Here is a 22,751-nt window from a genome sequence, read left to right as displayed (position 1 = left end):
GCACGGCCCCGGCGCAAGGTCTGGAGGATTAGGCAAAGACTTTGCAGGAACGCGCTCGCCCGCCGGGTGCCGCCGGCCGGATACTTTTTGGCAACCACCGGCACGCCTGACAACCGGTTGGCCCCTCCTCACGCAAAGGACCACTTTCGATGCACTACCGCAAATTCGGCCGCACCGGCCTCCTGGTTTCCGAACTCTGCCTCGGCACGATGACCTTCGGCGGCGCGCCCGGCATCTGGGACCACATCGGCCAGCTGCAGCAAGGCGAGGCCGAGGGCCTCATCGGCCGGTCGCTCGATGCCGGCATCAACTTCATCGACACCGCCGACGTGTACTCCGACGGCCTCTCCGAAACCATCACCGGCCAGGCGCTGAAGAACCTGAAGGTGCCGCGCGACCGCGTGGTGGTGGCGACCAAGGTGCTCGGCGAAACCGGCAGCAAGGGCGTGAACTCGGCCGGCGCCTCGCGCTACCACATCATGGACGGCGTGAAGGCCAGCCTGAAGCGGCTGCAGCTGGACCACATCGACCTGTACCAGATCCACGGCACCGACCCGCTCACGCCCATCGAGGAAACGGTGCGCGCGCTCGACGATCTCGTGCGCCAGGGCCACGTGCGCTACGTGGGCGTGTCGAACTGGGCCGCGTGGCAGATCGCGAAAGCGCTGGGCATTGCCGAGCGCGATCGGCTGGCACGCTTCGAGTCTCTGCAGGCCTACTACACCGTGGCCGGGCGCGACCTGGAGCGCGAGCTGGTGCCGATGCTGCGCAGCGAACAGCTCGGCCTGATGGTCTGGAGCCCGCTGGCCGGCGGCCTGCTGAGCGGCAAGGTCGACCGCCACACCGCCACCGCGGAAGGCAGCCGCCGCGCGAGCTTCGACTTTCCGCCGGTGAACGTGGAACGCGCCTACGACTGCATCGACCTCATGCGCCAGTTCGCCGAACCGCGCGGCGTGTCGGTGGCGCAGATCGCGCTGGCCTGGCTGCTGCACCAGCCGGTGGTGACCAGCGTGATCGTCGGCGCCAAGCGCATCGATCAGCTCGATGACAACATCGCCGCCACCGAGGTGCGGCTCACGGCCGACGAGCTGGCGGCGCTCGACAAGGCCAGCGCGCTGGCGCCCGAGTACCCGGGCTGGATGCTCGCGCGCCAGGGCGGCGTGCGCGCCCAGCGGCTGGCGGATTCAGGCCGTCGCGGCTGACACGAGCGGGGCCTCGGTGCGACGCGCGGCATGGGCCGCGCTCGCACGCAGCGCGCGCAGGTCGAGGTGTTCGGCGGCGCGTGCGGCCTCGGGCTCGGCCAGGTGCGGCACCACGCCCAGCAGCGGCGCACCGAGCCGGGCGCGCAGCGTCTGCAGGTTGCCTTCGGGCGAGAGCATCTGCGGCTCGACCACGCTCGCGACCCAACCTGCGAGCACCAGCCCGCGCGCACGGATCGCCTCGGCGGTGAGCAGCGCATGGTTGAGGCAGCCCAGCCGCAGCCCGACCACGAGGATCACGGGCAGGCCCAGCGCCACCGCGAGGTCGGCGGTGTCCAGGTCGTCGCCCAGCGGCACGCAGAAGCCGCCCACGCCTTCCACCACCACCGCATCGGCCTGCGCCGACAGCCGCTCGAAGGCATCGAGCAGCACGGGCAGCGCAACCTGCACGCCCTCTTCCCGCGCCGCCAGGTGCGGCGACATGGGCGCCTTCAGCACGTAGGGGCAGCGCCAGGCGAGCGGCGCGTCGACGTTGCCGGCCGCCTGCAGGCGCTCGACGTCTTCGTTGCGCCATTCGCCGTCGATGGCATCGAGCCCTGCGGCCACCGGCTTCATGCCGACCGCGCGCAAGCCCGAGGCGGCCAGCAGCGCGAGCATGGCGCTGCTCACCAGCGTCTTGCCGACGCCGGTGTCGGTGCCGGTGACGAACCAGCGGCGCTGCGTCGACGCGGCCGTCATCGTCATGCGGCCTCCGGCCACGGTTCGGCCAGGGCCTCGCCCAGCGCGCCGATCAGCCGTGCCACGTCGGCCTCGGTGTGGCTCGCCGAGAGCGCGATGCGCAGCCGCGCGGTGCCTGCGGGCACGGTCGGCGGACGGATCGCGCCGACCCGGAGGCCGTGCGCGTCGAGCCGTTCCATCGTCTGCATGGCGCGCGCGTTGTCCCCCACGATGAGCGGCTGAATGGCGGTCGGCGAATCGGCCAGCCAGGCGCTGCCATCGGCCGGCAGCACCTGCTTCAGGCCGCTGCGCAGTTGGGTGATGCGGGCACGCAGTTGGGCGCGGCGGCGCACGCCCTCCTCGCCCTCGATGAGCGCCAGGCTGGTGAGCAGCGCGTGCGCGACGGCCGGTGGCGCGGCCGTGGTGAAGATGTAGGGCCGCGCGCGCTGCACGAGGAAGTCGATCACCGTGCGGTGCGCCGCCACGAAGGCGCCCGACACGCCGGCCGCCTTGCCCAGCGTGCCGATGAGTACCAGCCGCTCGGAGCGCAGCGCCAGCGCCTGCAGCGCGCCGCGCCCGGTGGCGCCGAGCACGCCGAAGCCGTGCGCGTCGTCGATCACCAGCCAGGCGTCGTGCTGCTCGGCCAGCGCAAGCAGGCCCGCCACCGGGGCGATGTGGCCGTCCATGCTGAAGACGGCGTCGCTCACGATGAGCTTGACCGGCGCATCACAGGCGGCGAGCTGCGCGTCGAGCGCCTGCAGGTCGCAGTGCGGGTAGCGCTCCACGCGGGCACGGGCCAGCCGCGCGCCGTCGATCAGCGAGGCGTGGTTCAGCGTCTCCGAGAAGATCACCGCCTCGCCGTCGCCCAGCGCCGACAGCACCGCCAGGTTGGCCATGTAGCCGGTACAGAAGAACAGGCTGCGCGCCTCGGGAATGTGCGGCGCCATCCATTCGCCCAGCCGTTCTTCGAGCTGCGCGTGAGCGCGCGAGTGGCCCAGGATGAGGTGCGAGCCGCCGCTGCCCGTGCCATAGCGCGCCGCGCCTTCGGCCAGCGCCTCGGCCAGCGCGGGGTGCGCGGCCAGGCCCAGGTAGTCGTTGCTGCTGAAACCGAGCATGGTGCGCGGCGCGGTGGCGCCGGCCAGCGTGAGGATCTGCTCGGGCGCGCAGGCGGTCTCGGCGATCTGCCGGCGGCGGCGCAGCGAGCGCGCGTCAAGTGCGGTGATCTCGTCCTGCAGGCGTTCAAGCAAGCGCAGCATCGCGGGCTCCTTCTTCGGCGGTGGCGCCGGATGCGGTGGTGACGGCTTTGAGCGTCGCGAGCGTGCCGTCCACCAATTGGTCGATCTCGTCGTCGGCAATGGCATACGGCGGCATCAGGTACACGGTCGCGCCGATGGGCCGCATCAGCAGGCCGTGGTCGCGCGCCGCGAGGTGAAAGCGCTCGGCGAAGCGCGGGCCGGGCGCGCGCACGTCGAAGGCCGTGATCATTCCGCGCTGGCGCAGGTGATCAACCCCATGCGCTTGGCCGGCCAGCCCTTCGCGCAGGCGGGCGAACAGGCGCGCGGCGCGGTCCTTGTTTCGGTTCAGCGCGTCTTCCGTTTCGAACAGGTCGAGCGTAGCCAGCGCCGCGCGGCAGGCCAGCGCATTGCCGGTGTAGGAATGCGAATGCAGGAAGCTGCGCGCGGCGTCGTCGTCGACGAAGCCCTGGTAGATGGCGTCGCGCGTCATCACCAGCGCCAGCGGCAGGTAGCCGCCACTGATGCCCTTCGACAGGCACAGGAAGTCGGGCCAGATGCCGGCCTGCTCGCACGCGAAGAAGGTGCCCGTGCGCCCGCAGCCGACCGCGATCTCGTCGGCGATCAGGTGCACGCCGAAGCAGTCGCACAGCGCGCGCAGGCGGCGCAGGTAGGCCGGATCGTGCATCGCCATGCCGGTGGCGCACTGCACCAGCGGCTCGACGATCACGGCGGCGATGCTGTCGTGTTGCGCGGCCAGCAGCGCCTCGAGCTCGTCGGCCGCGCGATTCGCCACGGCGGCGGCGTCTTCGCCGGGCCGTGCGGCGCGCGCGTCGGGCGAGGCCACGAGGTGCGCGCTGGCGAGCAGCGGCGCATAGGCGTCGCGGAACACCGGCACGTCGGTGACGTGCAGCGCGCCCAGCGTCTCGCCGTGGTAGCCGCCGCGCAGCGCCACGAAGCGGCGCTTGTCGGCGCGGCCCGCGTTGCGCCAGGCGTGGAAGCTCATCTTGAGCGCGATCTCCACGGCCGAGGCACCGTCGGAGGCATAGAAGCAATGGCCCAGCGCATGGCCCGTGAGCGCCGCCAGCCGTTCGGCCAGCTCGACCGCCGGCGCGTGCGTGCAGCCCGCGAGCATCACGTGCGGCAGCGTGTCGAGCTGCGCCTTGAGCGCGGCATTGATCGCCGGGTGCGCGTGGCCGAACAGGTTGACCCACCACGAACTGGTGGCGTCGAGGTAGCGCCGACCTTCGTGATCAGTCAGCCAGACGCCCTCGCCGCGCGCGATGGGCAGCGGCGGCGCGACGTCGAGACGGATGCTCTGGGTGCAGGGGTGCCAGACGTGGCGGCGGCTGCGTTGTTGCCAATCGGCGTTGGCGTTGGCATGGGCGTTCGAAGCGGTCGAAGAAGCAGTCGTTGTTGGGGGCACCCGCGCATTCCTTTCTTGTTCGAAAAAAGCATTACCCGTCGCGAGAAACGAGGGCAAAGGCGCGGGATCGTATCGACGGAAAGACGGTGCGGCAAACGCGCTTCGGGCGGGTGTTTGCGGGGCGTGATGAGGGAGGTTTGGGCGACGTTGTGCGGCGTAGCGCGGCCGTTCGTCGCAACGATGGGGGCTTCAGCGTGGTCGCGCCTGCCCCGCTCGCAGGGGCGCTCCCGCAAGTTGTCCGGCTGCCGCCAAAGATAGCGAGCGAATGTCCGGTTCTCGGGGTGCTGGACGCCGCGGCTGTGATTTTCAGACACAGCCGTGGCCGACTTCAACGATCGTTCAGTTGCTGCTCTTTTTGACCAGAGCGCGATGTTCACGTCGCATCCATCGACCTGTCGCTGTCAGAAAAAACTTCATCCAAAAATTGGCATGAGAACAAACGCCTTCCTTTGCGAAGCAGAGAACAAATTTTCCGGAGAAATGCACACAGAAGCACTCACTTTGGGGGCGAGTTGATGCTTCTTCGTTGAAGTAGAGTTGTCCGGATTCATGCAGCACTTCCGAGGCCGATCTTTGAATCGACAAGGCAGGCGGGAAGATCACGCATGTGAAGAAATGGGCCAAGACCGGGCTACCGGGGCGCTGTTGCATAACCCGAATTCAGGGCGAGCCTCCCCTTACCCAAGACGCAGCTATGCCACGCGCACAGTCTCAGGCGTTCCCAGACTGGTGAACCTGTTGAGGATCGATGCCCGTACCTGTAGCTCGGTCACCTGCCTCTGGAAGTCCCGTGCCATCACGCGCTCGCCCAGTCTCTTGAAGCACCCCATCTTGGTCTCCACCAGGCTGCGGCGGTGATAGCCGCTCCACTTCTTCCAGATTGAACGACCAAGCTTGCGTGTCGCCCTCAGGATTTCGTTTCTTGCCTGCGCCCCAGCTTTGCCATCCGCCCAAGGCTTGGCGTTCTTGCGTGTGGGGATGATCGCCGCAGCCTGCCGACTGGCGATTGCCTCGTGGCACGCTTTGGTGTCATAGGCACCATCGGCGCTCACCGAATGCAGTTGTTCGTCCGCAGGAATCTGCGCCAGCAACTCCGGCAGCATCGGCGCATCGCCAATGGCGTTGTCCGTGATCTCGATGGCGCGGATCTCCAGCGTCTGTGCATCAATGCCCAGGTGCACCTTGCGCCACTGCCGGCGGTAGTCGGCACCGTGCTTCTTCGTCTTCCATTCGCCTTCGCCCAGCATCTTCACGCCGGTGCTGTCGATCAGCAGGTGTAGGCCCGCGCTGCTGCGGCGCGTGGCAATGGCCACACTCAATGTCTTCTGACGCCGCGACAAGGTGCTGTAGTCGGGCACGGCCCAGTCCAAGTGGGCCAACTTGATCAGGCTCTCGGCCAGGCCCGTCGCCTGGCGCAGGCCCAGCCCAAACATGCACTTCAAGGTCAGGCAGAACTGGATCGCAGCATCGCTGAACACAGCGGGCCGGCCTGAGCGACCACTGGCAGGAGCCTGCCATTGAAGGTCGGCATCGAGCCAAACCATCAATGATCCCCTGCGCTTGAGCGCCGCGTTGTACTCACTCCAGTTCGTCGTGCGGTACTTCGCCCGCGGTGGCTTGCTCATCTGTCTAGCCTAGCCTAACCACGATCGGAGGCCACTCCGGCAGGGTTATGCAACAACGCCTCGAGTAGCGCAGCGTCTCGGTCGGCGCAATGGCATGCTGCCATGCCCAGCGCGCCGGCCCGCGCAGCAGGTAGACGGAGCGCGGCTCGATGAGAACCTCGAGCGCGGCCGGCCCCGATGCGGGTGCGCCGGGCACGTACGGCCGGAACTGCATCACCGCATCGCCGTGCAGCGAGACGCCCACGATGTCTTCGAAGTCGGGCACGTCGCGGTGCCAGCCCAGCGGCGTGCCGGGGCGGTACTCGGCGATCAGCAGGTGCGTGAGGTCTTCGGGCGCGACGCCGGCCCAGGCGGCGGCCTTGGCCCGCAGCGGATGCAGCACCTCGGGCAGCGGCGCGCCGGGCTTGAGGCGGTTGGTGTCGAAGTCGTAGCTGCCGCCGAAGCTGGTGCCGCGCCGGCGCGCGGTGTATTCCTTGTAGCGCATCTCCTTGAGCGGCAGGCCTTGCACGATGTGCAGCAGGTCGGCCTCTTCGTCGCGCGACAGGAATTCGGGCTCGTAGCGCAGGCCCTCGATGGCCGCAGCAGGCGCCTCGCCGAACAGGTCGGGCTGGCCGGCGTGCTCAAGGCGTCGGGCGGCGCGCATCGTCTTCCCCGGCCTCGCCGGCCAGTTGCACATGCCACCAGCTCGGCAGCAGCTCGCGGATCTCGGCGCGCGCAAAGCGGTCGTCGAGCAGGTGCAGCACGCCGGTGTCGGCCTCGGTGCGGATCACGCGGCCGGCGGCCTGCACCACCTTCTGCAGGCCCGGGTAGAGATAGGTGTACTCGTAGCCCTTGCCGAAGCGCAACTGCATGCGCTCGCGCGTGATCTCGTTGAGTTCGTTGTACTGGGGCAGCCCCAGGCTGGCGACGAAGGCGCCGATCAAGCGGCTGCCCGGCAGGTCAATGCCCTCGCCGAACGCACCGCCGAGCACGGCGAAGCCGATGCCCTGCCCGCCCTCTTCGAAACGCGCGACGAAGCCGTGGCGGTCGGCTTCGCGCATGCCGCGCGTCTGCGCCCACACGGGCACGCCGGGGTGGCGCAGCGAGAACGCGGCGCAGGCTTTGTCGAGGTAGTCGAAGCTGCTGAAGAAGGCCAGGTAATTGCCGGGCAGGCGCTCGAACTGCGCGCCGATGATGTCCGCCACATGGCGCAGCGAGCCGGCGCGGTCGCGAAAGCGCGTGGAGACGCCGGTCGCAACCTCGACCCTCAGCTGCCGGCTGCTGAACGGTGACGCCACGTCGAGCAGCGCCGTGTCTTCGGGCAGGCCGAGCGCGTCACGGTAGAACGCGAACGGCGACAGCGTGCCCGAGAAGCAGGTGACCGACACCGCGTCGGCAAAACGGCCTTCGAGGAAGGGCCCGGGCACGAGGTTGCGGATGGCCAAGCCGCGCTGCTCCTGCGTGCCGCCCAAGGTGCGCTCGAACACCGAGTGGTCGTCGAAGACCTCGGCCAGCCGCGCGAAGTGCAGCGCGTCGAAGAAGAAGCGCTGCAGCGGACCCTGCGCCGCATCGGGCGTGGCAGCAAAGTGCTCGGCCATCGCGGTGTTGGCAGCCTGCAATGTTCGCAAGAAGCGCTCGGGGATCTCGTCGGCGGTGTCGTAGTCGGCGGTCTGCGCCTGCTGCAGCGTGTCCCATTCGCGAAACAGCCGCGCCAGCGGACCGCGCACGGCGGCGGGCGCGATGCGGTGCGCCTCTTCGAGGGCCGCGCCTTCGAGCTTGGCGGTGTACATGCCACGCGCCCGCTCCAGCAGGTTGTGCGCCTCGTCGACCAGCACGGCAACGCGCCAGCCGGCGTCTTTCATGCTGGCGAACAGGAAGGCGCTGCTGTCGAAGTAGTAGTTGTAGTCGCCGACGATGACGTCGCTCCAGTGCGTCATTTCCTGCGCGAGGAAATAGGGGCACACCTCGTGCGCGAGCGCGACCTGACGCAGGGCCTCGCGGTCGAGCCAGCCGGCCTGGGCGGCTTCGGCGCGCGCGGCGGGCAGGCGGTCATAAAAGCCGCGCGCCAGCGGGCAGGCCTCGCCGTGGCAGGCGCGGTCGGGGTACTCGCAGACCTTTTCACGGGCGGCGAGTTCGAGCACGCGCGGCTTGGCACCGCCCTGCCCCAGCACCCGCAAGGCGTCGAGTGCCACGGGCCGGCCGGAGGTCTTGGCGGTGAGGAAGAACACTTTGTCGACCCGGTGTGCCGCCCGCGCCTTGAGCAACGGGAACAGCGTGGCCAGCGTCTTGCCGATGCCCGTGGGCGCCTGCGCCAGCAGGCAGCGCGCGCCGACGGCCGCGCGGTAGACCGCCTCGGCCAGTTCGCGCTGGCCGGTGCGGAAGGCGGCATGGGGAAATCCGAGCCGTGCCAGCGCCTCGTCGAGCGCGCCGCGATGCGCTGCCTCGCGCTGCGCCCAGTCGCTGTAGCAGGCGCACAAGGTCTCGAAGTGCGTGCGCAGGGTGTCGCGCGTGTGCTGCTCTTCGAGCACGGTTTCGTCGCCGCTGGCCAGGTCGAGGTAGACCAATGCGACGGTCAGGCTCTCGTGCCCTTCCTGCTCGCAGAGCATCCAGCCGTAGCAGCGCACCTGCGCCCAGTGCAAGGCCCGGTGGTTGGCGCGGATGGCGTCGAAGTCGCCGCGGAAGGTCTTGATTTCTTCCACCCGCGCCTGCGCCGGGTCGTAGCCATCGGCCCGGCCGCGCACGCGCAGGGGACCGCAGGTGGTGTCGAGTGGCACCTCGCTGCGGTAGTCGCCGCCGCGCCGCGCCTGCACCAGCGCGTGGCCGGCCATGCCTTCCAGCGCGCTGGGCGCGGGCACGAAGCGCAGGTCGAGATCGCCCGCCTTGGCGCCGAACGCGCACAAGGCCTTGACGGACACGACATGCGCCGCCGAGACGGTGGCAGACGCGGCGGGAGACGGGGTTTGGGGTTCGGGAGGCATGCTGCCGATACTGGATGAAACCACAGTATAGCGAGCGCCAGATGCGGCAATACGTCACACAAAGTGCTATCGGGGTCTTCTCCGACAGGTCGAATGCCGTTTTTCGGCAAGACTTGACAAGTTTTGCTTACAAATGCGCCCATGAAAACTCCCTCCGCGATCGACCCCGTCGAATTCGACCGCCTGCTCAGCCGCAACCTCAAGCTGCCGCTGCTCGGTGGGCTGGTCGGCGCCGTGGCCTTCGTCGCGCTGATCCTGTATCTGCTGTCGAGCCTGAGCTGGGTCGAGCACACCGACCAGGTCACGCGCGCCGCCAGCGAACTGCAACGTCGCTCCATTGATATGGAGACGGGCATGCGCGGTTTCCTGATCACCGGCGAGGAGAGTTTTCTCGAGCCCTACCAGACCGCCCTGCCGCGCCTGAAGGCCGACACCGACGCGCTGCGCCGCCAAGTGTCGGACAACCGGCAGCAGGTGGAACGCGTCGACCGCATCGCCGGCCTGCAGGAGTCGTGGCTGACCTTCGCGCGCGAAATGATCGAGGCGCGGCGCAACGGCGTCGATCCGCAGGCGACCGTCCGGCTGGGCCGCGGCAAGCGCCTGACCGACGAGCTGCGCGCCGAGTTCACGACTTTCATGGACACCGAGCAGACGCTGCGCTTCCAGCGCAACACCGAGGCCAACCGCACGAGCTGGTGGGTGGTTGGCCTGTTCCTGTTGTTCACGCTGGTGTACTCGGGGCTGGTGGCGTTCTTCGGGCGCCGGCAGCTGATGCGGCTGTCCGACAGCTACGACGTGGTGCTGCGCGAGCAGGCGGCCCACGCCGAGCGCCTGGCGCAGGAGGCCTGGCTGCGCAATGCGCAGACCGAGCTGGTGGGCGAGCTGGTCGGCGAGCTCAGCGCGCCGGACATGGGCCGCAAGATCCTGGCGTTCTTCTCGCGCCACCTCGGCAGCTCGGTCGGTGCGCTCTATGTGCGCGAACGCCACGGCCCGCTGCGCCGTGCCGCGAGCTACGGTTTCTCCAGCGAGGCCGAAGCCTCGCCGCAGGTGTTCTCCCCTACCGAAGGCCTGGTCGGCCAGGCGGCGGCCGAGCGGCGCCGCATGCTGATCGACCCGGTGCAGGCCGACTACCTGAAGGTGAACTCCGGCCTCGGCGAGATGGCGCCCAGGGCTGTGCTGCTGCTGCCGGTGACGAGCGACGGCGCCGTCAACGGCGTGCTCGAACTCGGCCTGCCGGGCACGCCCGACGCGCGCAGCGAGCAGCTGTTCGACCTGGTGGCCGACGACATCGGCACCTCGCTGGCGGCGGCGCGCTACCGCGAGCAGCTGCAGGACGTGCTGGCCGAAACCCAGCAGCTCAACGAAGAGCTGCAGGTGCAGCAGGAAGAGCTGCGCACCGCCAACGAAGAGCTCGAAGAACAGTCGCGCGCCCTGCGCGCCTCGCAGGCCATGCTGGAGAACCAGCAGGCCGAGCTGGAGCAGACCAACAGCCAGCTGTCGGAACGCACCGAGGCGCTCGACCAGCGCAACACCGCGCTGCGCCGCGTGCAGCGCGACCTGGAAGACCGCGCCGACGAGCTGCAGCGCGCCAGCCGCTACAAGTCGGAGTTCCTCGCGAACATGTCGCACGAACTGCGCACGCCGCTGAACAGCGCGCTCATCCTGGCCAAGCTGCTGGGCGACAACCCGCAGGGCAACCTGTCGCTGGAACAGGTGAAGTTCGCGGAATCGATCTACGCCTCGGGCAACGACCTGCTGGTGCTGATCAACGACATCCTGGACATCGCCAAGGTCGAGGCCGGCAAGCTGGAACTGGTGCCCGAAGAGGTGCCGCTCGACAAACTGGCCCAGAGTCTCGAAAGCACCTTCCGCCCGATCGCGACCGACAAGAACCTGGAGTTCCGGCTGGAGCTGCGGCCCGACACGCCGGCCCTGCTGGTCACCGACCGGCAGCGGGTGGAGCAGGTTCTGAAGAACCTGCTGTCGAACGCGATCAAGTTCACCGAGCGCGGCGAAGTGGCGCTCACGGTGTCGGCCACGGCCGACGGCGGCGCGGCCTTTGCGGTGCACGACTCGGGCATCGGCATCGACCCGCAGCAGCACGAGCTGATCTTCGAGGCCTTCCGCCAGGCCGACGGCACCACCAGCCGCCGCTACGGCGGTACGGGGCTGGGCCTGTCGATCTCGCGCGACCTCACGCAGCTGCTCGGCGGCACGCTGACGGTGAAGAGCGAAGCCGGCCAGGGCAGCACCTTCACGCTGCAATTGCCGCCACGCGCGCCGCAGACCATGCCCGCACCGGCCATGCCCGTGGGCACGCTGCGTTCGATGTCGACTTCTTCGCTCTCGCATGCGCCGGCCGTGCTGTCGCCGCCGCCGCTCGCGCCCCCTGCCCCGGCGCCGGTCGTGCCGGCGCCGCGCTTCGCGGACGACCGCTCGATTCCGCGCGACCAGGTACGGCGTGTGCTGGTGATCGAAGACGAGCCCCAGTTCGCCCACATCCTGTACGACCTGGCGCACGAGTTGGGCTACCGCTGCCTGGTGGCGCACGGCGCGGCCGACGGCTTCGAGCTGGCCACGCAGTTCGTGCCCGACGCGATCCTGCTGGACATGCGCCTGCCCGACAGCACCGGCCTGGACGTGCTGCAAAAGCTCAAGGACTCGCCGCACACGCGCCACATTCCGATCCACGTGGTCTCGGCCGCCGACAACGCGCAGGCCGCCGCGCTGCACATGGGTGCCATCGGCTTCGCGCTGAAGCCGGCCACGCGCGAAGAGCTGACCAAGGTGTTCGCGCGGCTGGAAGAAAAGCTCACGCAGAAGGTCAAGGTCGTGCTGCTGGTGGAAGACGATGCGCTGCAGCGCGAGAGCGTGATCCGGCTGATCGGCGACGACGACATCGAGATCGTCGCGGTCGGCTCCGGCGAAGAGGCGCTGGCGCTGCTGCGCACGCGCGTGTTCGACTGCATGGTCACCGACCTGCGCCTGCCCGACATGCAGGGCAGCGAGCTGCTCAAGCAGATGGCGGCGGAAGAGATCGTGTCGTTCCCGCCCGTCATCGTCTACACCGGACGCAACCTCACGCGCGACGAAGAGACGGAGCTGCAGCGCTACTCGCGCTCGATCATCATCAAGGGCGCGCGCTCGCCCGAGCGGCTGCTCGACGAGGTGACGCTGTTCCTGCACAAGGTGGAGGCCGAGCTCTCGAGCGAACGCCAGGGCATGCTGAAGACGGCGCGCGGGCGCGACCGCATCTTCGAGGGCCGCACCATCCTCCTGGTGGACGACGACGTGCGCAACATCTTCGCGCTCACCAGCGCGCTGGAGCAGCGCGGCGCCACGGTCGAGATCGGCCGCAACGGCCGCGAAGCGCTGGAGCGCCTCGACCAGGTGAGCGAGATCGACCTCGTGCTGATGGACGTGATGATGCCGGAGATGGACGGCCTGGAAGCCACGCGCCGCCTGCGCGCCGACCCGCGCTTCGCGAAGATGCCCGTGATTGCGATCACCGCCAAGGCCATGAAGGACGACCGCGACCAGTGCCTGGCCGCGGGCGCCAACGACTACCTGGCCAAGCCGGTGGACCTGGAGCGCCTGTTCTCGCTGCTGCGCGTGTGGATGCCGAAGATGGAGCGCCTGTGACCCGCAAGCCTCTCCCCGCCTCACCTGCGGCCACGCCGGCCATTGCCCCGGCGCAACCGCTGAGCGACACCGAGATCGAGTTGCGCCTGCTGATGGAGGCCATCTATCTCAAGTACAGCTACGACTTCCGCAACTACACCACCGCCTCGCAAAAACGCCGCGTACTGTATGCACTGGAGCAACTGGAGTTCTCGAGCATCTCGGCGCTGCAGGACCGCGTGCTGCGCGACGCGACCTTGTTCGGCCGGCTGCTGCAGTTCCTGACGATCCCGGTGAGCGAGATGTTCCGCGACCCGGGCTACTTTCTGGCGCTGCGCCGGCATGTGGTGCCGATCCTGCACACCTACCCGTCGGTGAAGGTGTGGGTGGCGGGCTGCAGCACGGGCGAAGAGGTGTTCTCGCTGGCGATTCTGCTGCGCGAGGAAGGCCTGCTCGAACGCACGCAGATCTACGCCACCGACATCAACCCGGCCTCGCTCGAGAAGGCGCGCCAGGGCATCTTTCCGCTCGAAGCCATTCGCGGCTACACGTCGAACTACCAGCGCGCGGGCGGGCTCAGTGCGTTCTCCGACTACTACACGGCCGCCTACGAGGCCGCGCGTTTCGACCCCTCGCTGTGCGCCGACGTGATCTTTGCCGACCACAGCCTGGCCACCGACAGCGTGTTCGCCGAGACGCAGCTGGTGTCGTGCCGCAACGTGCTCATCTACTTCAACCGCCAGCTGCAGGACCGCGCGCTCGGGCTGTTCCACGAGTCGCTGTCGCACCGCGGTTTTCTCGGGCTGGGCTCGAAGGAAAGCATCGACTTCTCGGGCTACGCCGACCGCTTTGACACCCACGCGCGCTCCGAGCGCATCTACCGCAAGGTCGCATGAAGGGCGCCGGCACGCACCGCTCCTTTCCGGCTCGCCGCGTCGAAGCCGTGGTGCTCGGCGCCTCGGCCGGCGGCATCGACGCGCTCGGCACGGTGCTCGAGGGCCTGCCCGCGGGCTGGCGCATTCCCATGGCGGTGGTGCTGCACCTGCCCGAATCGCACGAGAGCCACCTGGCCGAAATATTCGCGCAGCGCCTGCCGATTCCCGTGCACGAGGCGCTCGACAAGATGCCCATCGCAGACGGCTGCCTGTACTTCGCGCCGCCGGGCTACCACCTGTCGATCGAGCGCGGACGCCGCTTCTCGCTGAGCTGCGAGCCGCCCGTGCTGTATTCGCGCCCCTCCATCGACGTGCTCATGGCCTCGGCCGCCGACGCCTACGGGCCGTCGGTGGCGGGCTTTCTCATGACCGGTGCGAACGAGGACGGCGCCGAAGGCCTGTTCCGCATCCACCGCGCCGGCGGACTCACCGCCGTGCAAGACCCCACCGAAGCTTTGGTTCCCACCATGCCCCTCGCCGCCATTGCGCGCCACACGCCCGACCACGTGCTTCCCCTGCGCGACCTGCGCACCCTGCTGCAGCAATTGGAGCCCGCCCATGCCCATTGAGGTCGAAAGCAAGCTGCTGATCGTCGACGACCTGCCCGAGAACCTGCTGGCGCTCGAGGCGCTGATTCGTGCGCCCGGCCGCGTGGTGTACCGCGCCGGTTCGGCCGAGTCCGCGCTGACGCTGTTGCTGGAGCATGAATTCGCGCTCGCCATCGTCGACGTGCAGATGCCCGGCATGAACGGTTTCGAGCTGGCCGAGCTGATGCGCGGCACCGAGCGCACGCGGCACATTCCGATCATCTTCGTGAGCGCCGCCGGGCGCGAGATGAACTACGCCTTCCAGGGCTACGAAAGCGGCGCGGTCGATTTCCTGCACAAGCCGCTCGATCCGCACGCGGTGGTCAGCAAGGTGAGCGTGTTCGTCGATCTGCACCAGCACCGCAAGGCGCTGCGCCACGAGATGGAATCGCTGGCCGCCGCGCACCGCAAGCAGGAAGAGCTGGTGCAGCAGCTGCAGCACACGCAGCGCGAGCTGGAGCGCGCGGTGCGCATGCGCGACGACTTCATGTCGATGGTGTCGCACGAGCTGCGCACGCCATTGAACACGCTGTACCTCGAAGCGCAGTTGCGCCAGCTGCACCTGTCCAAGGGCAAGCTCGACAGCTTCTCGCCCGAGAAGCTGCCCACGATGATCGAACGCGACCAGCGGCAGATCCGCAACATGGTCCGGCTCATCGACGACATGCTCGACGTGACGCGGCTGCGGCGCGATGCGCTGTCGATCCAGACCAAGCCGGTCGACCTCGCAGAGCTGGCCCGCGCCGTGGTCGACAACCTGCGCCACCAGGCCGAGGCCGCAGGCTGTGCCATTTCGCTGGAGGCGCCCGACACGCTGCGCGGCGTGTGGGACGAATTCCGCATCGAACAGGTGCTGACCAACCTGTTGACCAACGCGATGCGCTACGGCGGCGGCAAGCCGGTCGAGATGACGGTGCGGCTGGACGGCGACAACGCCGTGGTGAGCGTGCGCGACCAGGGCATCGGCATCTCGCCCGAGGACCACCAGCGCATCTTCGAACAGTTCGAGCGCACCGACGTCAGCCGCAAACACGCGGCCGGCTTGGGCCTCGGGCTGTACATCACGCACAAGATCGTGAGCCTGCACGCGGGCCGCATCGGCGTGGAGAGCACACCGGGCCAGGGCGCACGCTTTTTCGTCGAGCTGCCGCTGCAGACGCCCCCTGCCGCGCCGGACGCCGGGAAGTAACAAACGAAGCCCTTGTTACGGCTTTCCGTAGGCACTGCGCCGATACTGCGGGATCGCAATCAATGGATGCCGAAAGACAACAACTGTGAATGTTCTGATCGTCGACGACAACGAGGCCGCGGCCGACCTGCTGCGGGAGCTGCTGACGCTGCAGGACCACACCGCCCGCTGCACCTACACGGCGCAACAGGCGCTGGATGCCGCCGCCAGCGAGCGCTTCGATGCGGCGCTGATCGACCTCACGCTGCCCGACTTTCCGGGCACCGAGGTGGCACGCCGTCTGCGCGCGGGGACGGGCGAAGGGGCGCCGCGGCTGCTGGTGGCGATTTCTGGTTTTTCGGAACGGGACGCGGCGAATGCGGCGCCGGGCGAGGTGCTGTTCGACCACCACCTGCAAAAGCCCATCGACATCGGGGCGCTCGAGCGCATCCTTGCGCCGGGCTGAAGCCGGCCTGTACGCCCTCGCCCGTCAGCGCATCGCGCGGTACCGGTACAGGCGAAAACCTTCCTTCTGGATGAAGCCGCTGGGCTCCCAGCCGCGTGCGAGCGCACGGTCGGTGATCTGCGCCATCTGCAGGCCGATGCTGTCCTGGAGGTTGTCCCCCACGGCCAGCTCGAACTTACGGAGTTCACCGTCCAGGGCCTCCACCGCCGCGATGGCGGCCTCGACGTTGGTGAAAGGCCGAAGGCTGGTCTGCATTTTTTGTCGCTCCTTGGGCACTCTGCGCGCCTGTTGAACGATCCAAGGCAAGTGTCATGCCCCCGACTGAAACAGTCTTTCGGGCATGAATTGAATTCTTTGAACTTACAAATGTGACTGAATGTGACGTTTTAGTCAGAGGTCACGCCAAGAATTGGCATGCCCGCAAGCTTGAGGCGGCGGGTCAATCGCGGTCGTCATCCTCGTCGTCGTCATCGTTCGGCGGACGGTAGGGATAGCCGGGGCCGTAGTACGGGCGTCCGGGCGGCGGCGCGTAGACCGGAGCCGGCCGGTAGTACACAGGCGGCGGCGGGCGGTAGTAGGCCCGCGGCGGTGGCGGCTCGTAGTAGATCGGGGCCGGGTACGCATAGACGGGCGGCGGCACGTAGTACGGCGGCGCATAGACCGCGCCGGGAGTGCCGATCTGCACCGACCAGCTTCCGCGTGCGCTGGCAGCGCCCGTGGCGAGCAGCGCGCCGGCGGCGATGGCGGCCCATCTGAAAACAGAAGAATCATTGGGGGAATGCATGGTGGCTCCAGGCCCGGCGCGAACGGCGCCGGGGTGGTCATGCAACGTGGCTCGCCTCCGCGTGGTGCACGCCAAACGTCACCAGCTGGTTGCCAAACGTGAATGAGCGTCGCAGTCGACCTCAGTCGACGATGGCCCTGCGCGACAGCATCACGTCATCGCCCGTGGTGTTGAAGGCGATGGTCGGCGCGCTGAAGTCACTCAGCGGTGCGCCCAGGCCGATCTCGCCGCGGCCGTGCAGCACGCACTCGTCGCGCCGCAGGGCGATCTCGTGGCTCGAGCCGCCGTTGCCGTGGAAGCGCACCCAGGTGCCGTAGGTGCTGACGTCGATCAGCACGCAACTGCCCTGCCGTTCTTCGATGCGCGCATGCAGCCGCGACACGCGCGGGTCGTTGACCACGAACTGCGCATCGCCCACACGGCCGAGGTGAATGGGCAGCTGGTCGATGCGGAACATCGAGCGCACGTCGAGCCACGCGAGCTCGATGTGGCCGAAGGTGGAATCGGGCAGCCGCGCCGGCAGCAGCGCGGCCGGCACGGTCAGGAAGCTGGTCAGGTCTTCCTGCCAGTCGATGCGGTGGACGATCGACATCTCGCTGCGCCCGCGGATGTTGATCGGCCCGAGGTCGCGGTGCTGCACGGCGCCTTCGTGCAATTGCAGGACCACCGTCTCGGTGACCCAGATCTGGCCGGGGCCGGCCAGGTCGCTCAGGCGCGAGGCCAGGTTGACGGCGTCGCCGAAGCAGTCGCCCTCGACCTCGACCACGTCGCCGCTGGCCACGCCGATCTGCAGCGCCATGCGCAGCGGCACCGGCCAGCCGGCCAGGCGCTTCTGGTGGTAGCGCTGCAGCTCGATCACCGCGTGCGTGGCGGCGGCGCCGCTGGTGAAGATGGCGAACACACCGTCGCCCAACGACTTCACGACCCGGCCGCCGTGGGCCTCGCACACACGCCCGATCCATTGGGTCAGCCGCGTCACGGTCTCGGTGGCACGCGCATTCCCCATGGCCTCGAAGACCCTGGTACTTCCGGTCAAGTCCGCGAAAACGACTGTGGAATTGACACCCATACTGTTTTTTCTTGGCAGCAAGCGCTGGTTATGTTGCTCTGGACCTTTCGCTGCTCCTGCGAGAAGTTTCTCCGACATGCGCCATCACATGCAAGGAACGATCCGCAGAAGCTTCTTGTTGACGCTGCACGACGCGGGCCCACTGCCGCATCGTGCCGATGAGTTCTAAAGTTTTTTAATACTTTTGGACTCAAAACTCAAATGACAACAAAAGAGACCGCTAAAGCTTGTTGTTTGCAAACAAGAAACGGTGTTTCACATCTTGTGTCTCGGCCAACTGAGGCTTAAGGTAGCGACCGTTCCAGTTCCGGGCAATACGCTTTTCGTGACATGCTGCTCTTTCGCCGCCTTTTTCAGCTTCTGAACGTACCCGGCCTGGGATCGCGGCAGGTTGGGGAAAGTCAGCTCGGCCGCATTCGCACTGCGATGCTGTCGGTGCTCCAGGGCCGCGGCGGCCAATCGATCCAGCGTGTCAGTCAACGCGTGCGCTTTGCGGTCGATGTCGAAGCCCTCTGGTACCTGCGGCAGGACGTGATGGTCGCGCTGAGCGCCATCGACGGCGAATCGGCCGCGCGGCGCCAGATGAAAGAAATCAACAGCATGTTCAAGGGCGGCCTGCCCGGCTCGATGGGCCCGCGCGCCCATCAGCGCTTCACCAACCAGTGATGTCCTGATCGGCCGGCATCGCAGCGGCAACAGCGGCCGCCTGCGTCCCGGTTCAGTGAGCGTGAGCGTGAGCGTGGGGGTGGTGATGGTCGTGACCGTGGTGATCGCCATGGTCATGGTCATGGTGGCCATGCCGATGGCCCCACACCAGGAACACATCGCGCCCCTCGGCGGCCAGTGCCACCTTCGCACCCACCGGCAGCAGCACCTTGGTCTGCACATGCCCGAACGGCAGGCCGGCAATGACCTGCACCTTCTTCAGGCTGGCACGCAGCCGGTCGATCACCGTGTTCATGCCGAAGCCGCGGTCGTAGCCGGCGATGCTGCGCACGCCCGTGAACTGACCAAACACGATCGCCTTCTGGCGCGCCAGCACACCCGCCAGCTTCAGCTGGTCGAGCATGCGTTCGATGCGGTATGGGTGCTCGTTGGTGTCTTCGATGAAGAGCACGCCCTTGTCGACCACCGGGAAGTACGGCGTGCCCAGCAGGCTGGTCAGCACGCAGAGGTTGCCGCCCCAGAGCACGGCGTCTTCGATCGGCTTGACCTTGAGCTCGGCGTCGCGCACCGGCATGCGCCAGCCGGTGCCTTCGCCCTGCCCGCTCAACAGATCGTCGAAGCAGGCTTCCATGATGTCGTCGGGGCCGCCCTCGGCGCCGAAGTCTTCACCGACCGCGGGACCGGACCAGGTGATGGCGCCGTTCTTGGCCAGCAATGCGTTCTGCAGGGCCGTGAAGTCGCTGCAGCCGACGAACTCGGTGCCCTTGTCGATCGCCTTGGCCAGCGCCTTGTACGGCAGCGCGTCGAGGATGCGCGTGAGGCCGTAGCCGCCGCGCGCGATCAGCGCCACGTCGGCGCCGCTCGCGGCGGCGCGCGAGACAGCGGCGAGCCGGGTGGCGTCGTCGCCCGCAAAACGCTGGTGCGCCGTCAGCGCGGCTTCGTCGATTTCGACCTCATGGCCGAGGGCCTTGAGCCGGGCCACGCCGCGCCGGAAGGCGGCTTTGTCGCGGATGGCACTGGAGGGGGAGTAGATGTAGATATGTTGCGAAGTCACGGCGTCGAGTATCCCATTGCGTCCCGGATCTGCCGGGCCAGGGGGGCGGCCTGCGCTGCCGTTGGCCCACCCGATGCGGCGCGTGGACCGCGCGCACGCAGCGCGGCCTCGTAGCCCCGGTCGGGGAACGGCGCACGCCAGGCGTCCTTGGCGCGCACGCCGTTGTCGGGGGCGACGAGCGTCGCGACGAAGCGGCCCGGTGCTGCCGCTTGCAGCAGCGTTGCCAGTTCGCCGCCCGCCTCGCTGTGAACCAGCACGAGCGGTTCGGGATGGACCTGATCGAGCCACGCCAGCACCACGTCGCGGTGCCATTCGAGCCGATGCGTTGCTTCGCGCTTGGGTTTGTCGCTTTTGCCGAAGCCGATCAGGTCGGGCACCAGCGTGCGCACACCGGGCGCGCCGACGAGGTGGCGAAAGAAGTAGCCCCACTCGCCCGGGCCATGCAGACACAGGACGTCAGCCACGCGACCATCGCTGGCTGCTGAACCAGTCTCGTCCACCCAGTGCAAACGCCAGCCCTGCAGGACCGCCAGGTCTTGGACGTGGTGCGGCGCAAAGTTGAAATCGACAAGCGCGGCAAAGCGTTCGATGGGCGTGCGCAAGGCATCGTCACGCAGCGGTTCGGCCTGCGCGCGCGCGACGCTGCGGCGCTGTTGGAAGAAGCGCTGCAGCAACGCGCTGCAGTCATCGGCCAGCACGCCGCCTTCCACGCGGGTGTGGTGGTTCAGCTTCGGCTCGGCGAACAGGTCGAGGACCGAGCCCGCCGCGCCGGTCTTGGGGTCCGTGGCACCGAACACCACGCGCGTCAGCCGCGAATGCAGCATCGCGCCCGCGCACATCGCGCAGGGTTCGAGCGTGACGAACAGTTCGCAGCCGTCGAGCCGGTAGTTGCCGAGCGCGGCGGCACCGGCGCGCAGGGCGTTGATCTCGGCATGCGCGCTCGGATCGTGCTGCGCCACGGGCGTGTTCCGGCCGGTCGCGATGACCTGCCCGTCCTTCACCAGCACCGCGCCCACCGGCACCTCGCCCGCGTCGGCTGCGTGCTGCGCTTCCTGCAGCGCGAGCGCCATCCAGTGCGCGTCCGATGTCGATGCGACCGGCTCAGTTGTCATCGGGCATCTTGCGGGCCTGGGCCGCGGCGTCGAGGGCGTCCTTGACCTGTTGCTGGACCTGCTGCGCCTGCGTGCGCGCATCGACAGCCGCCGGGGCCGAGGCACCGGGCACGGTCGGTTGCTTCGCGATGGCGGTGCGCGACAGCTGCTGCTTCGCCAGCAGGCCGACGACGACCAGCGCGAGCACGAGGCCGATCAATCCGAACATCCGCATCTCAGCGTTCCTCCGGCGCGGCGACCATGCCGAGCCGCTCCATCCACACGGCCAGCGCCTGCTCGTCCGGTGAGCCGGCGCGGTAGACCTCGCCCATCGCCGCATGCGATTCGGGCCGGTGCTGGTTGAGCTTGATCTTGCATTGCAGCGCCGTCACGTGCAGCTCGAAGCCCATGATGCCGGCCAGCATCTTTCGCTGGAACTCCTCGCCGAGGTCTTTCCATTGCTGGGCGTAGGCCGGCTCGTGGTCGCCGATGAGTTTCTTGAGCAGCACGTCCTTCGCCTCGGGCGTCTCGATGAGGCGGGCTTCGACGGTGCAATGGACCGCGAGGTAGTTCCAGGTCGGCACCCGCGCCAGGTCGGGATAGACCGAAGGCGACAGATACGCGTGCGGCCCCTGGAAGACCACCACCGCACGCGGTCGCGCCTGCAGGTAGCGCCAGTGCGGGTTGGGCTTGGCGCAGTGCCCCAGCAGCACCAACGCGTCGCCCTCGCGCGGCTCGGCCACGATGGGCAGATGGGTGACGAAGGGCAAGCCCTCGTCGTCGTTCGAGATCAGGTTGGCAAAGGGATGCGCGCGCATCAGGCCCAGCGCGACGGCCGGGTCCTTGGCGTTGAACTGCGGAGGCATGTACATGGGGCGGGTTCCTCGTGGGGAGGTCCGATTGTCCCCGAGTCGCCCCAGACTCGGATGCGACAGGCTACTTGGCGCGTGCCGCTTCCAACTGCTTCACCATCGCCGTGTAGCCGCGCGCCTTCGCCAGTTGCAGCGGCGTGAGGCCCTGGCGGTCGGCCAGTTGCAGGTTGGCGCCGCCTGCGATCAGCGCGGCCAGGGTGCGTTGGTGACGTGCGCCGCCATCGCCCAGCACGATCGATTCGATCGTCGCCGTCCAGTGCAGGTTGTTCACGTGGTCCAGCGGCGCACCGGCCGCGACCAGCCGGCGCACGACCTCGTCGTGCCCCAGGTGCGCAGCGGCAATCAATGCGGTGCCGTCGTAGCGGCTGGTGGTCTGTCCGGGCTTGGCGCCCAGTTGCAGCAGCAGCGTGAGCGTGGCCACGTCGTCGGCCACGGACGCGATGGTCACGGCGTCGTAGCGGTCGTCTTCGAGCAGGTCGATGTTCGCGCCCGCCTTGGCGAGCAGCTTCACGGCGTCGCGCTGGCGCGCATAGGTGGCGACCTGCAGCGGCGTGCGGCCGCGCGCGTCGCGCACATCGAGGCTGGCGCCGGAGGCGATCAGGCTCTTGAGCTTGGGCAGATCGCCGTGCCAGGCCGCGCGATGCAGGCCTTCGTAGGCCAGCACTTCGGCGGCCAGCGGCGGCACCTGGGCCGCCGCACCGGGCGCGGCGCTCCAGCCGATCGCGGCGGCGAGCACCGCCGACCAGAGACCGCGCGCCGTCATCAGAGTTGGCCCTTGACCTTCTCGAGCGCGGCGTTGGCGCACTGCTCGTCGAGGTGGCCGCCCGGCGCACCGCCCACGCCCACGGCACCGATCACTTCGTTGCCCGACTTGATCGGCACGCCACCGCCCAGCAGCAGGAAGCCCGGCAGGTAGACGAGGTTGGCGGCGCCGGGGTTCTTCTGGGCGCCTTCCATCATGGCTTGCGTGGGGCTCTTGGCCGAGGCCGAGGTCCAGGCCTTGCGCTCGCTCGAAGCCAGCGTGTGCGGGCCGGCGTTGTCGGCACGTTGCACGGCGCGCACGGTGCCGGCGCGGTCGACCACGGTGGCGGCGACGTTGTAGCCGTTGGCGGCGCAAGCGGCCACGGTTTCTGCGGCGATCTGGTTGGCCAGCGCGAGCGAGATGTTCTTCTCGGTGCGGACAGCGGGGGCCGGCGTCTGGGCCTGGGCGACGGAAGCAGCGAGCAGAACGGCGAGGCCGCCCACGCGGATGATCGATTGCATGGTGTTTTTCTCCAGTGAT

23 protein-coding genes are annotated in these 22,751 nt (G+C 68.4%); 8 read left to right on the top strand and 15 right to left on the bottom strand.

Annotated features, from left to right (window positions below; genetic code table 11):
- Nucleotides 1-149: 149 nt before the first annotated feature.
- Nucleotides 150-1,202: an aldo/keto reductase gene (locus tag IG196_RS14130; protein WP_192196634.1), complete on the top strand. Its 1,053-nt coding sequence runs from the start codon at nt 150-152 to the stop codon at nt 1,200-1,202.
- Here IG196_RS14130 and bioD read toward each other — a convergent pair.
- From bioD to bioA, 3 genes are read right to left on the bottom strand one after another with little or no spacing between them, the layout of a single operon-like run.
- Nucleotides 1,185-1,943 carry a dethiobiotin synthase gene (bioD, locus tag IG196_RS14125; RefSeq protein WP_412556381.1) on the bottom strand — a complete coding sequence of 253 codons (759 nt, stop codon included), beginning with the start codon at nt 1,941-1,943 and terminating at the stop codon, nt 1,185-1,187. The genes IG196_RS14130 and bioD overlap by 18 nt on opposite strands.
- Nucleotides 1,940-3,172, bottom strand: a complete 1,233-nt coding sequence (gene bioF / locus IG196_RS14120; protein ID WP_192196633.1) for an 8-amino-7-oxononanoate synthase — start codon at nt 3,170-3,172, stop codon at nt 1,940-1,942. Before bioF ends, bioD begins: the two co-directional genes overlap by 4 nt.
- The gene (bioA, locus tag IG196_RS14115; RefSeq protein WP_192196632.1) at nt 3,156-4,574 is read right to left on the bottom strand and encodes an adenosylmethionine--8-amino-7-oxononanoate transaminase; all 1,419 of its coding nucleotides are present in this window, start codon (nt 4,572-4,574) and stop codon (nt 3,156-3,158) included. Before bioA ends, bioF begins: the two co-directional genes overlap by 17 nt.
- Before the next feature lie 318 nt (nt 4,575-4,892).
- Here bioA and IG196_RS14110 point away from each other — a divergent pair, with 318 nt between their 5' ends.
- On the top strand, nt 4,893-5,090 hold the full coding sequence (locus tag IG196_RS14110; protein WP_192196631.1) for a hypothetical protein: 198 nt from the start codon (nt 4,893-4,895) through the stop codon (nt 5,088-5,090).
- Nucleotides 5,091-5,266: 176 nt separating this feature from the next.
- On the opposite strand, the gene IG196_RS14105 is transcribed toward IG196_RS14110, so the two are convergent.
- Genes IG196_RS14105 through IG196_RS14095 form a run of 3 tightly spaced genes read right to left on the bottom strand, consistent with a single transcriptional unit; the run spans nt 5,267 to nt 9,156 of the window.
- Nucleotides 5,267-6,199: an IS5 family transposase gene (locus IG196_RS14105; RefSeq protein ID WP_192192124.1), complete on the bottom strand. Its 933-nt coding sequence runs from the start codon at nt 6,197-6,199 to the stop codon at nt 5,267-5,269.
- Nucleotides 6,200-6,203: 4 nt separating this feature from the next.
- Nucleotides 6,204-6,842 (bottom strand): alpha-ketoglutarate-dependent dioxygenase AlkB, encoded by a 639-nt coding sequence (locus IG196_RS14100; RefSeq protein ID WP_192196630.1) that lies wholly within the window; start codon nt 6,840-6,842, stop codon nt 6,204-6,206.
- Nucleotides 6,820-9,156, bottom strand: a complete 2,337-nt coding sequence (locus tag IG196_RS14095) for an ATP-dependent DNA helicase (protein WP_192196629.1) — start codon at nt 9,154-9,156, stop codon at nt 6,820-6,822. The genes IG196_RS14100 and IG196_RS14095 overlap by 23 nt, the downstream gene beginning before the upstream one ends.
- Before the next feature lie 141 nt (nt 9,157-9,297).
- Between IG196_RS14095 and IG196_RS14090 the strand changes: the two genes are divergently transcribed.
- The 5 genes from IG196_RS14090 (at nt 9,298) to IG196_RS14070 (ending at nt 15,933) form a co-directional block, all read left to right on the top strand.
- A complete protein-coding gene (locus IG196_RS14090; protein ID WP_192196628.1) occupies nt 9,298-12,798 on the top strand; it encodes a response regulator in 3,501 nt (1,166 codons plus the stop codon).
- A 92-nt stretch (nt 12,799-12,890) separates the two neighbouring features.
- Nucleotides 12,891-13,673 (top strand): CheR family methyltransferase, encoded by a 783-nt coding sequence (locus IG196_RS14085; protein ID WP_192197011.1) that lies wholly within the window; start codon nt 12,891-12,893, stop codon nt 13,671-13,673.
- Entirely contained in the window at nt 13,670-14,281 is a 612-nt protein-coding gene (locus IG196_RS14080; protein WP_192196627.1) for a chemotaxis protein CheB, read from the top strand. Before IG196_RS14085 ends, IG196_RS14080 begins: the two co-directional genes overlap by 4 nt.
- A complete protein-coding gene (locus IG196_RS14075) occupies nt 14,271-15,488 on the top strand; it encodes a hybrid sensor histidine kinase/response regulator (RefSeq protein ID WP_192196626.1) in 1,218 nt (405 codons plus the stop codon). The genes IG196_RS14080 and IG196_RS14075 overlap by 11 nt, the downstream gene beginning before the upstream one ends.
- 85 nt (nt 15,489-15,573) lie before the next feature.
- Nucleotides 15,574-15,933, top strand: coding sequence for a response regulator (locus IG196_RS14070; protein ID WP_101493070.1), 360 nt, complete (start codon nt 15,574-15,576; stop codon nt 15,931-15,933).
- A gap of 24 nt (nt 15,934-15,957) precedes the next feature.
- On the opposite strand, the gene IG196_RS14065 is transcribed toward IG196_RS14070, so the two are convergent.
- From IG196_RS14065 to IG196_RS14055, 3 genes are all read right to left on the bottom strand, one after another.
- Nucleotides 15,958-16,188, bottom strand: coding sequence for a hypothetical protein (locus IG196_RS14065; RefSeq protein WP_225617034.1), 231 nt, complete (start codon nt 16,186-16,188; stop codon nt 15,958-15,960).
- 184 nt (nt 16,189-16,372) lie between these two features.
- Nucleotides 16,373-16,717 carry a hypothetical protein gene (locus IG196_RS14060; RefSeq protein ID WP_192196625.1) on the bottom strand — a complete coding sequence of 115 codons (345 nt, stop codon included), beginning with the start codon at nt 16,715-16,717 and terminating at the stop codon, nt 16,373-16,375.
- A gap of 121 nt (nt 16,718-16,838) precedes the next feature.
- Nucleotides 16,839-17,786 (bottom strand): adenylate/guanylate cyclase domain-containing protein, encoded by a 948-nt coding sequence (locus IG196_RS14055; RefSeq protein ID WP_192196624.1) that lies wholly within the window; start codon nt 17,784-17,786, stop codon nt 16,839-16,841.
- A gap of 426 nt (nt 17,787-18,212) precedes the next feature.
- On the opposite strand from IG196_RS14055, the gene IG196_RS14050 reads away from it, so the two are divergent.
- Complete coding sequence (locus tag IG196_RS14050) at nt 18,213-18,452, top strand: hypothetical protein (protein WP_225617033.1); 240 nt, start codon at nt 18,213-18,215, stop codon at nt 18,450-18,452.
- Nucleotides 18,453-18,504: 52 nt separating this feature from the next.
- Here the strand turns inward: IG196_RS14050 and IG196_RS14045 are convergent, their stop codons facing one another.
- From IG196_RS14045 to IG196_RS14020, 6 genes are all read right to left on the bottom strand, one after another.
- The gene (locus IG196_RS14045) at nt 18,505-19,506 is read right to left on the bottom strand and encodes an LD-carboxypeptidase (RefSeq protein ID WP_192196623.1); all 1,002 of its coding nucleotides are present in this window, start codon (nt 19,504-19,506) and stop codon (nt 18,505-18,507) included.
- Entirely contained in the window at nt 19,503-20,618 is a 1,116-nt protein-coding gene (gene tadA / locus IG196_RS14040; RefSeq protein WP_192196622.1) for a tRNA adenosine(34) deaminase TadA, read from the bottom strand. The genes IG196_RS14045 and tadA overlap by 4 nt, the downstream gene beginning before the upstream one ends.
- Entirely contained in the window at nt 20,608-20,832 is a 225-nt protein-coding gene (locus IG196_RS14035; RefSeq protein WP_192196621.1) for a hypothetical protein, read from the bottom strand. Before IG196_RS14035 ends, tadA begins: the two co-directional genes overlap by 11 nt.
- Nucleotide 20,833: 1 nt before the next feature.
- Entirely contained in the window at nt 20,834-21,469 is a 636-nt protein-coding gene (locus tag IG196_RS14030; protein WP_192196620.1) for an FMN-binding negative transcriptional regulator, read from the bottom strand.
- Between the two features lie 64 nt (nt 21,470-21,533).
- The gene (locus IG196_RS14025; protein WP_192196619.1) at nt 21,534-22,232 is read right to left on the bottom strand and encodes an ankyrin repeat domain-containing protein; all 699 of its coding nucleotides are present in this window, start codon (nt 22,230-22,232) and stop codon (nt 21,534-21,536) included.
- Entirely contained in the window at nt 22,232-22,732 is a 501-nt protein-coding gene (locus IG196_RS14020; RefSeq protein WP_192196618.1) for a GlcG/HbpS family heme-binding protein, read from the bottom strand. Before IG196_RS14020 ends, IG196_RS14025 begins: the two co-directional genes overlap by 1 nt.
- Nucleotides 22,733-22,751: the final 19 nt, after the last annotated feature.

The sequence above is a fragment of the Variovorax sp. 38R genome (assembly GCF_014843395.1).
In the GTDB taxonomy this organism is placed as follows: domain Bacteria; phylum Pseudomonadota; class Gammaproteobacteria; order Burkholderiales; family Burkholderiaceae_C; genus Variovorax; species Variovorax paradoxus_H.
This window is presented reverse-complemented; position numbering and strand designations above follow the sequence as displayed.

Bases quoted from the DNA above. Each gene is read 5' to 3' on its own strand.
- IG196_RS14130 (WP_192196634.1), top strand. From the start codon at position 150: ATGCACTACCGCAAATTCGGCCGCACCGGCCTCCTGGTTTCCGAACTC.
- bioD (WP_412556381.1), bottom strand. From the start codon at position 1,943: ATGACGATGACGGCCGCGTCGACGCAGCGCCGCTGGTTCGTCACCGGC.
- bioF (WP_192196633.1), bottom strand. From the start codon at position 3,172: ATGCTGCGCTTGCTTGAACGCCTGCAGGACGAGATCACCGCACTTGAC.
- IG196_RS14105 (WP_192192124.1), bottom strand. From the start codon at position 6,199: ATGAGCAAGCCACCGCGGGCGAAGTACCGCACGACGAACTGGAGTGAG.
- IG196_RS14100 (WP_192196630.1), bottom strand. From the start codon at position 6,842: ATGCGCGCCGCCCGACGCCTTGAGCACGCCGGCCAGCCCGACCTGTTC.
- IG196_RS14095 (WP_192196629.1), bottom strand. From the start codon at position 9,156: ATGCCTCCCGAACCCCAAACCCCGTCTCCCGCCGCGTCTGCCACCGTC.
- IG196_RS14090 (WP_192196628.1), top strand. From the start codon at position 9,298: ATGAAAACTCCCTCCGCGATCGACCCCGTCGAATTCGACCGCCTGCTC.
- IG196_RS14085 (WP_192197011.1), top strand. From the start codon at position 12,891: ATGGAGGCCATCTATCTCAAGTACAGCTACGACTTCCGCAACTACACC.
- IG196_RS14080 (WP_192196627.1), top strand. From the start codon at position 13,670: ATGAAGGGCGCCGGCACGCACCGCTCCTTTCCGGCTCGCCGCGTCGAA.
- IG196_RS14075 (WP_192196626.1), top strand. From the start codon at position 14,271: ATGCCCATTGAGGTCGAAAGCAAGCTGCTGATCGTCGACGACCTGCCC.
- IG196_RS14065 (WP_225617034.1), bottom strand. From the start codon at position 16,188: ATGCAGACCAGCCTTCGGCCTTTCACCAACGTCGAGGCCGCCATCGCG.
- IG196_RS14060 (WP_192196625.1), bottom strand. From the start codon at position 16,717: ATGCATTCCCCCAATGATTCTTCTGTTTTCAGATGGGCCGCCATCGCC.
- IG196_RS14055 (WP_192196624.1), bottom strand. From the start codon at position 17,786: ATGGGTGTCAATTCCACAGTCGTTTTCGCGGACTTGACCGGAAGTACC.
- IG196_RS14050 (WP_225617033.1), top strand. From the start codon at position 18,213: ATGCTGTCGGTGCTCCAGGGCCGCGGCGGCCAATCGATCCAGCGTGTC.
- tadA (WP_192196622.1), bottom strand. From the start codon at position 20,618: ATGACAACTGAGCCGGTCGCATCGACATCGGACGCGCACTGGATGGCG.
- IG196_RS14035 (WP_192196621.1), bottom strand. From the start codon at position 20,832: ATGCGGATGTTCGGATTGATCGGCCTCGTGCTCGCGCTGGTCGTCGTC.
- IG196_RS14030 (WP_192196620.1), bottom strand. From the start codon at position 21,469: ATGTACATGCCTCCGCAGTTCAACGCCAAGGACCCGGCCGTCGCGCTG.
- IG196_RS14025 (WP_192196619.1), bottom strand. From the start codon at position 22,232: ATGACGGCGCGCGGTCTCTGGTCGGCGGTGCTCGCCGCCGCGATCGGC.
- IG196_RS14020 (WP_192196618.1), bottom strand. From the start codon at position 22,732: ATGCAATCGATCATCCGCGTGGGCGGCCTCGCCGTTCTGCTCGCTGCT.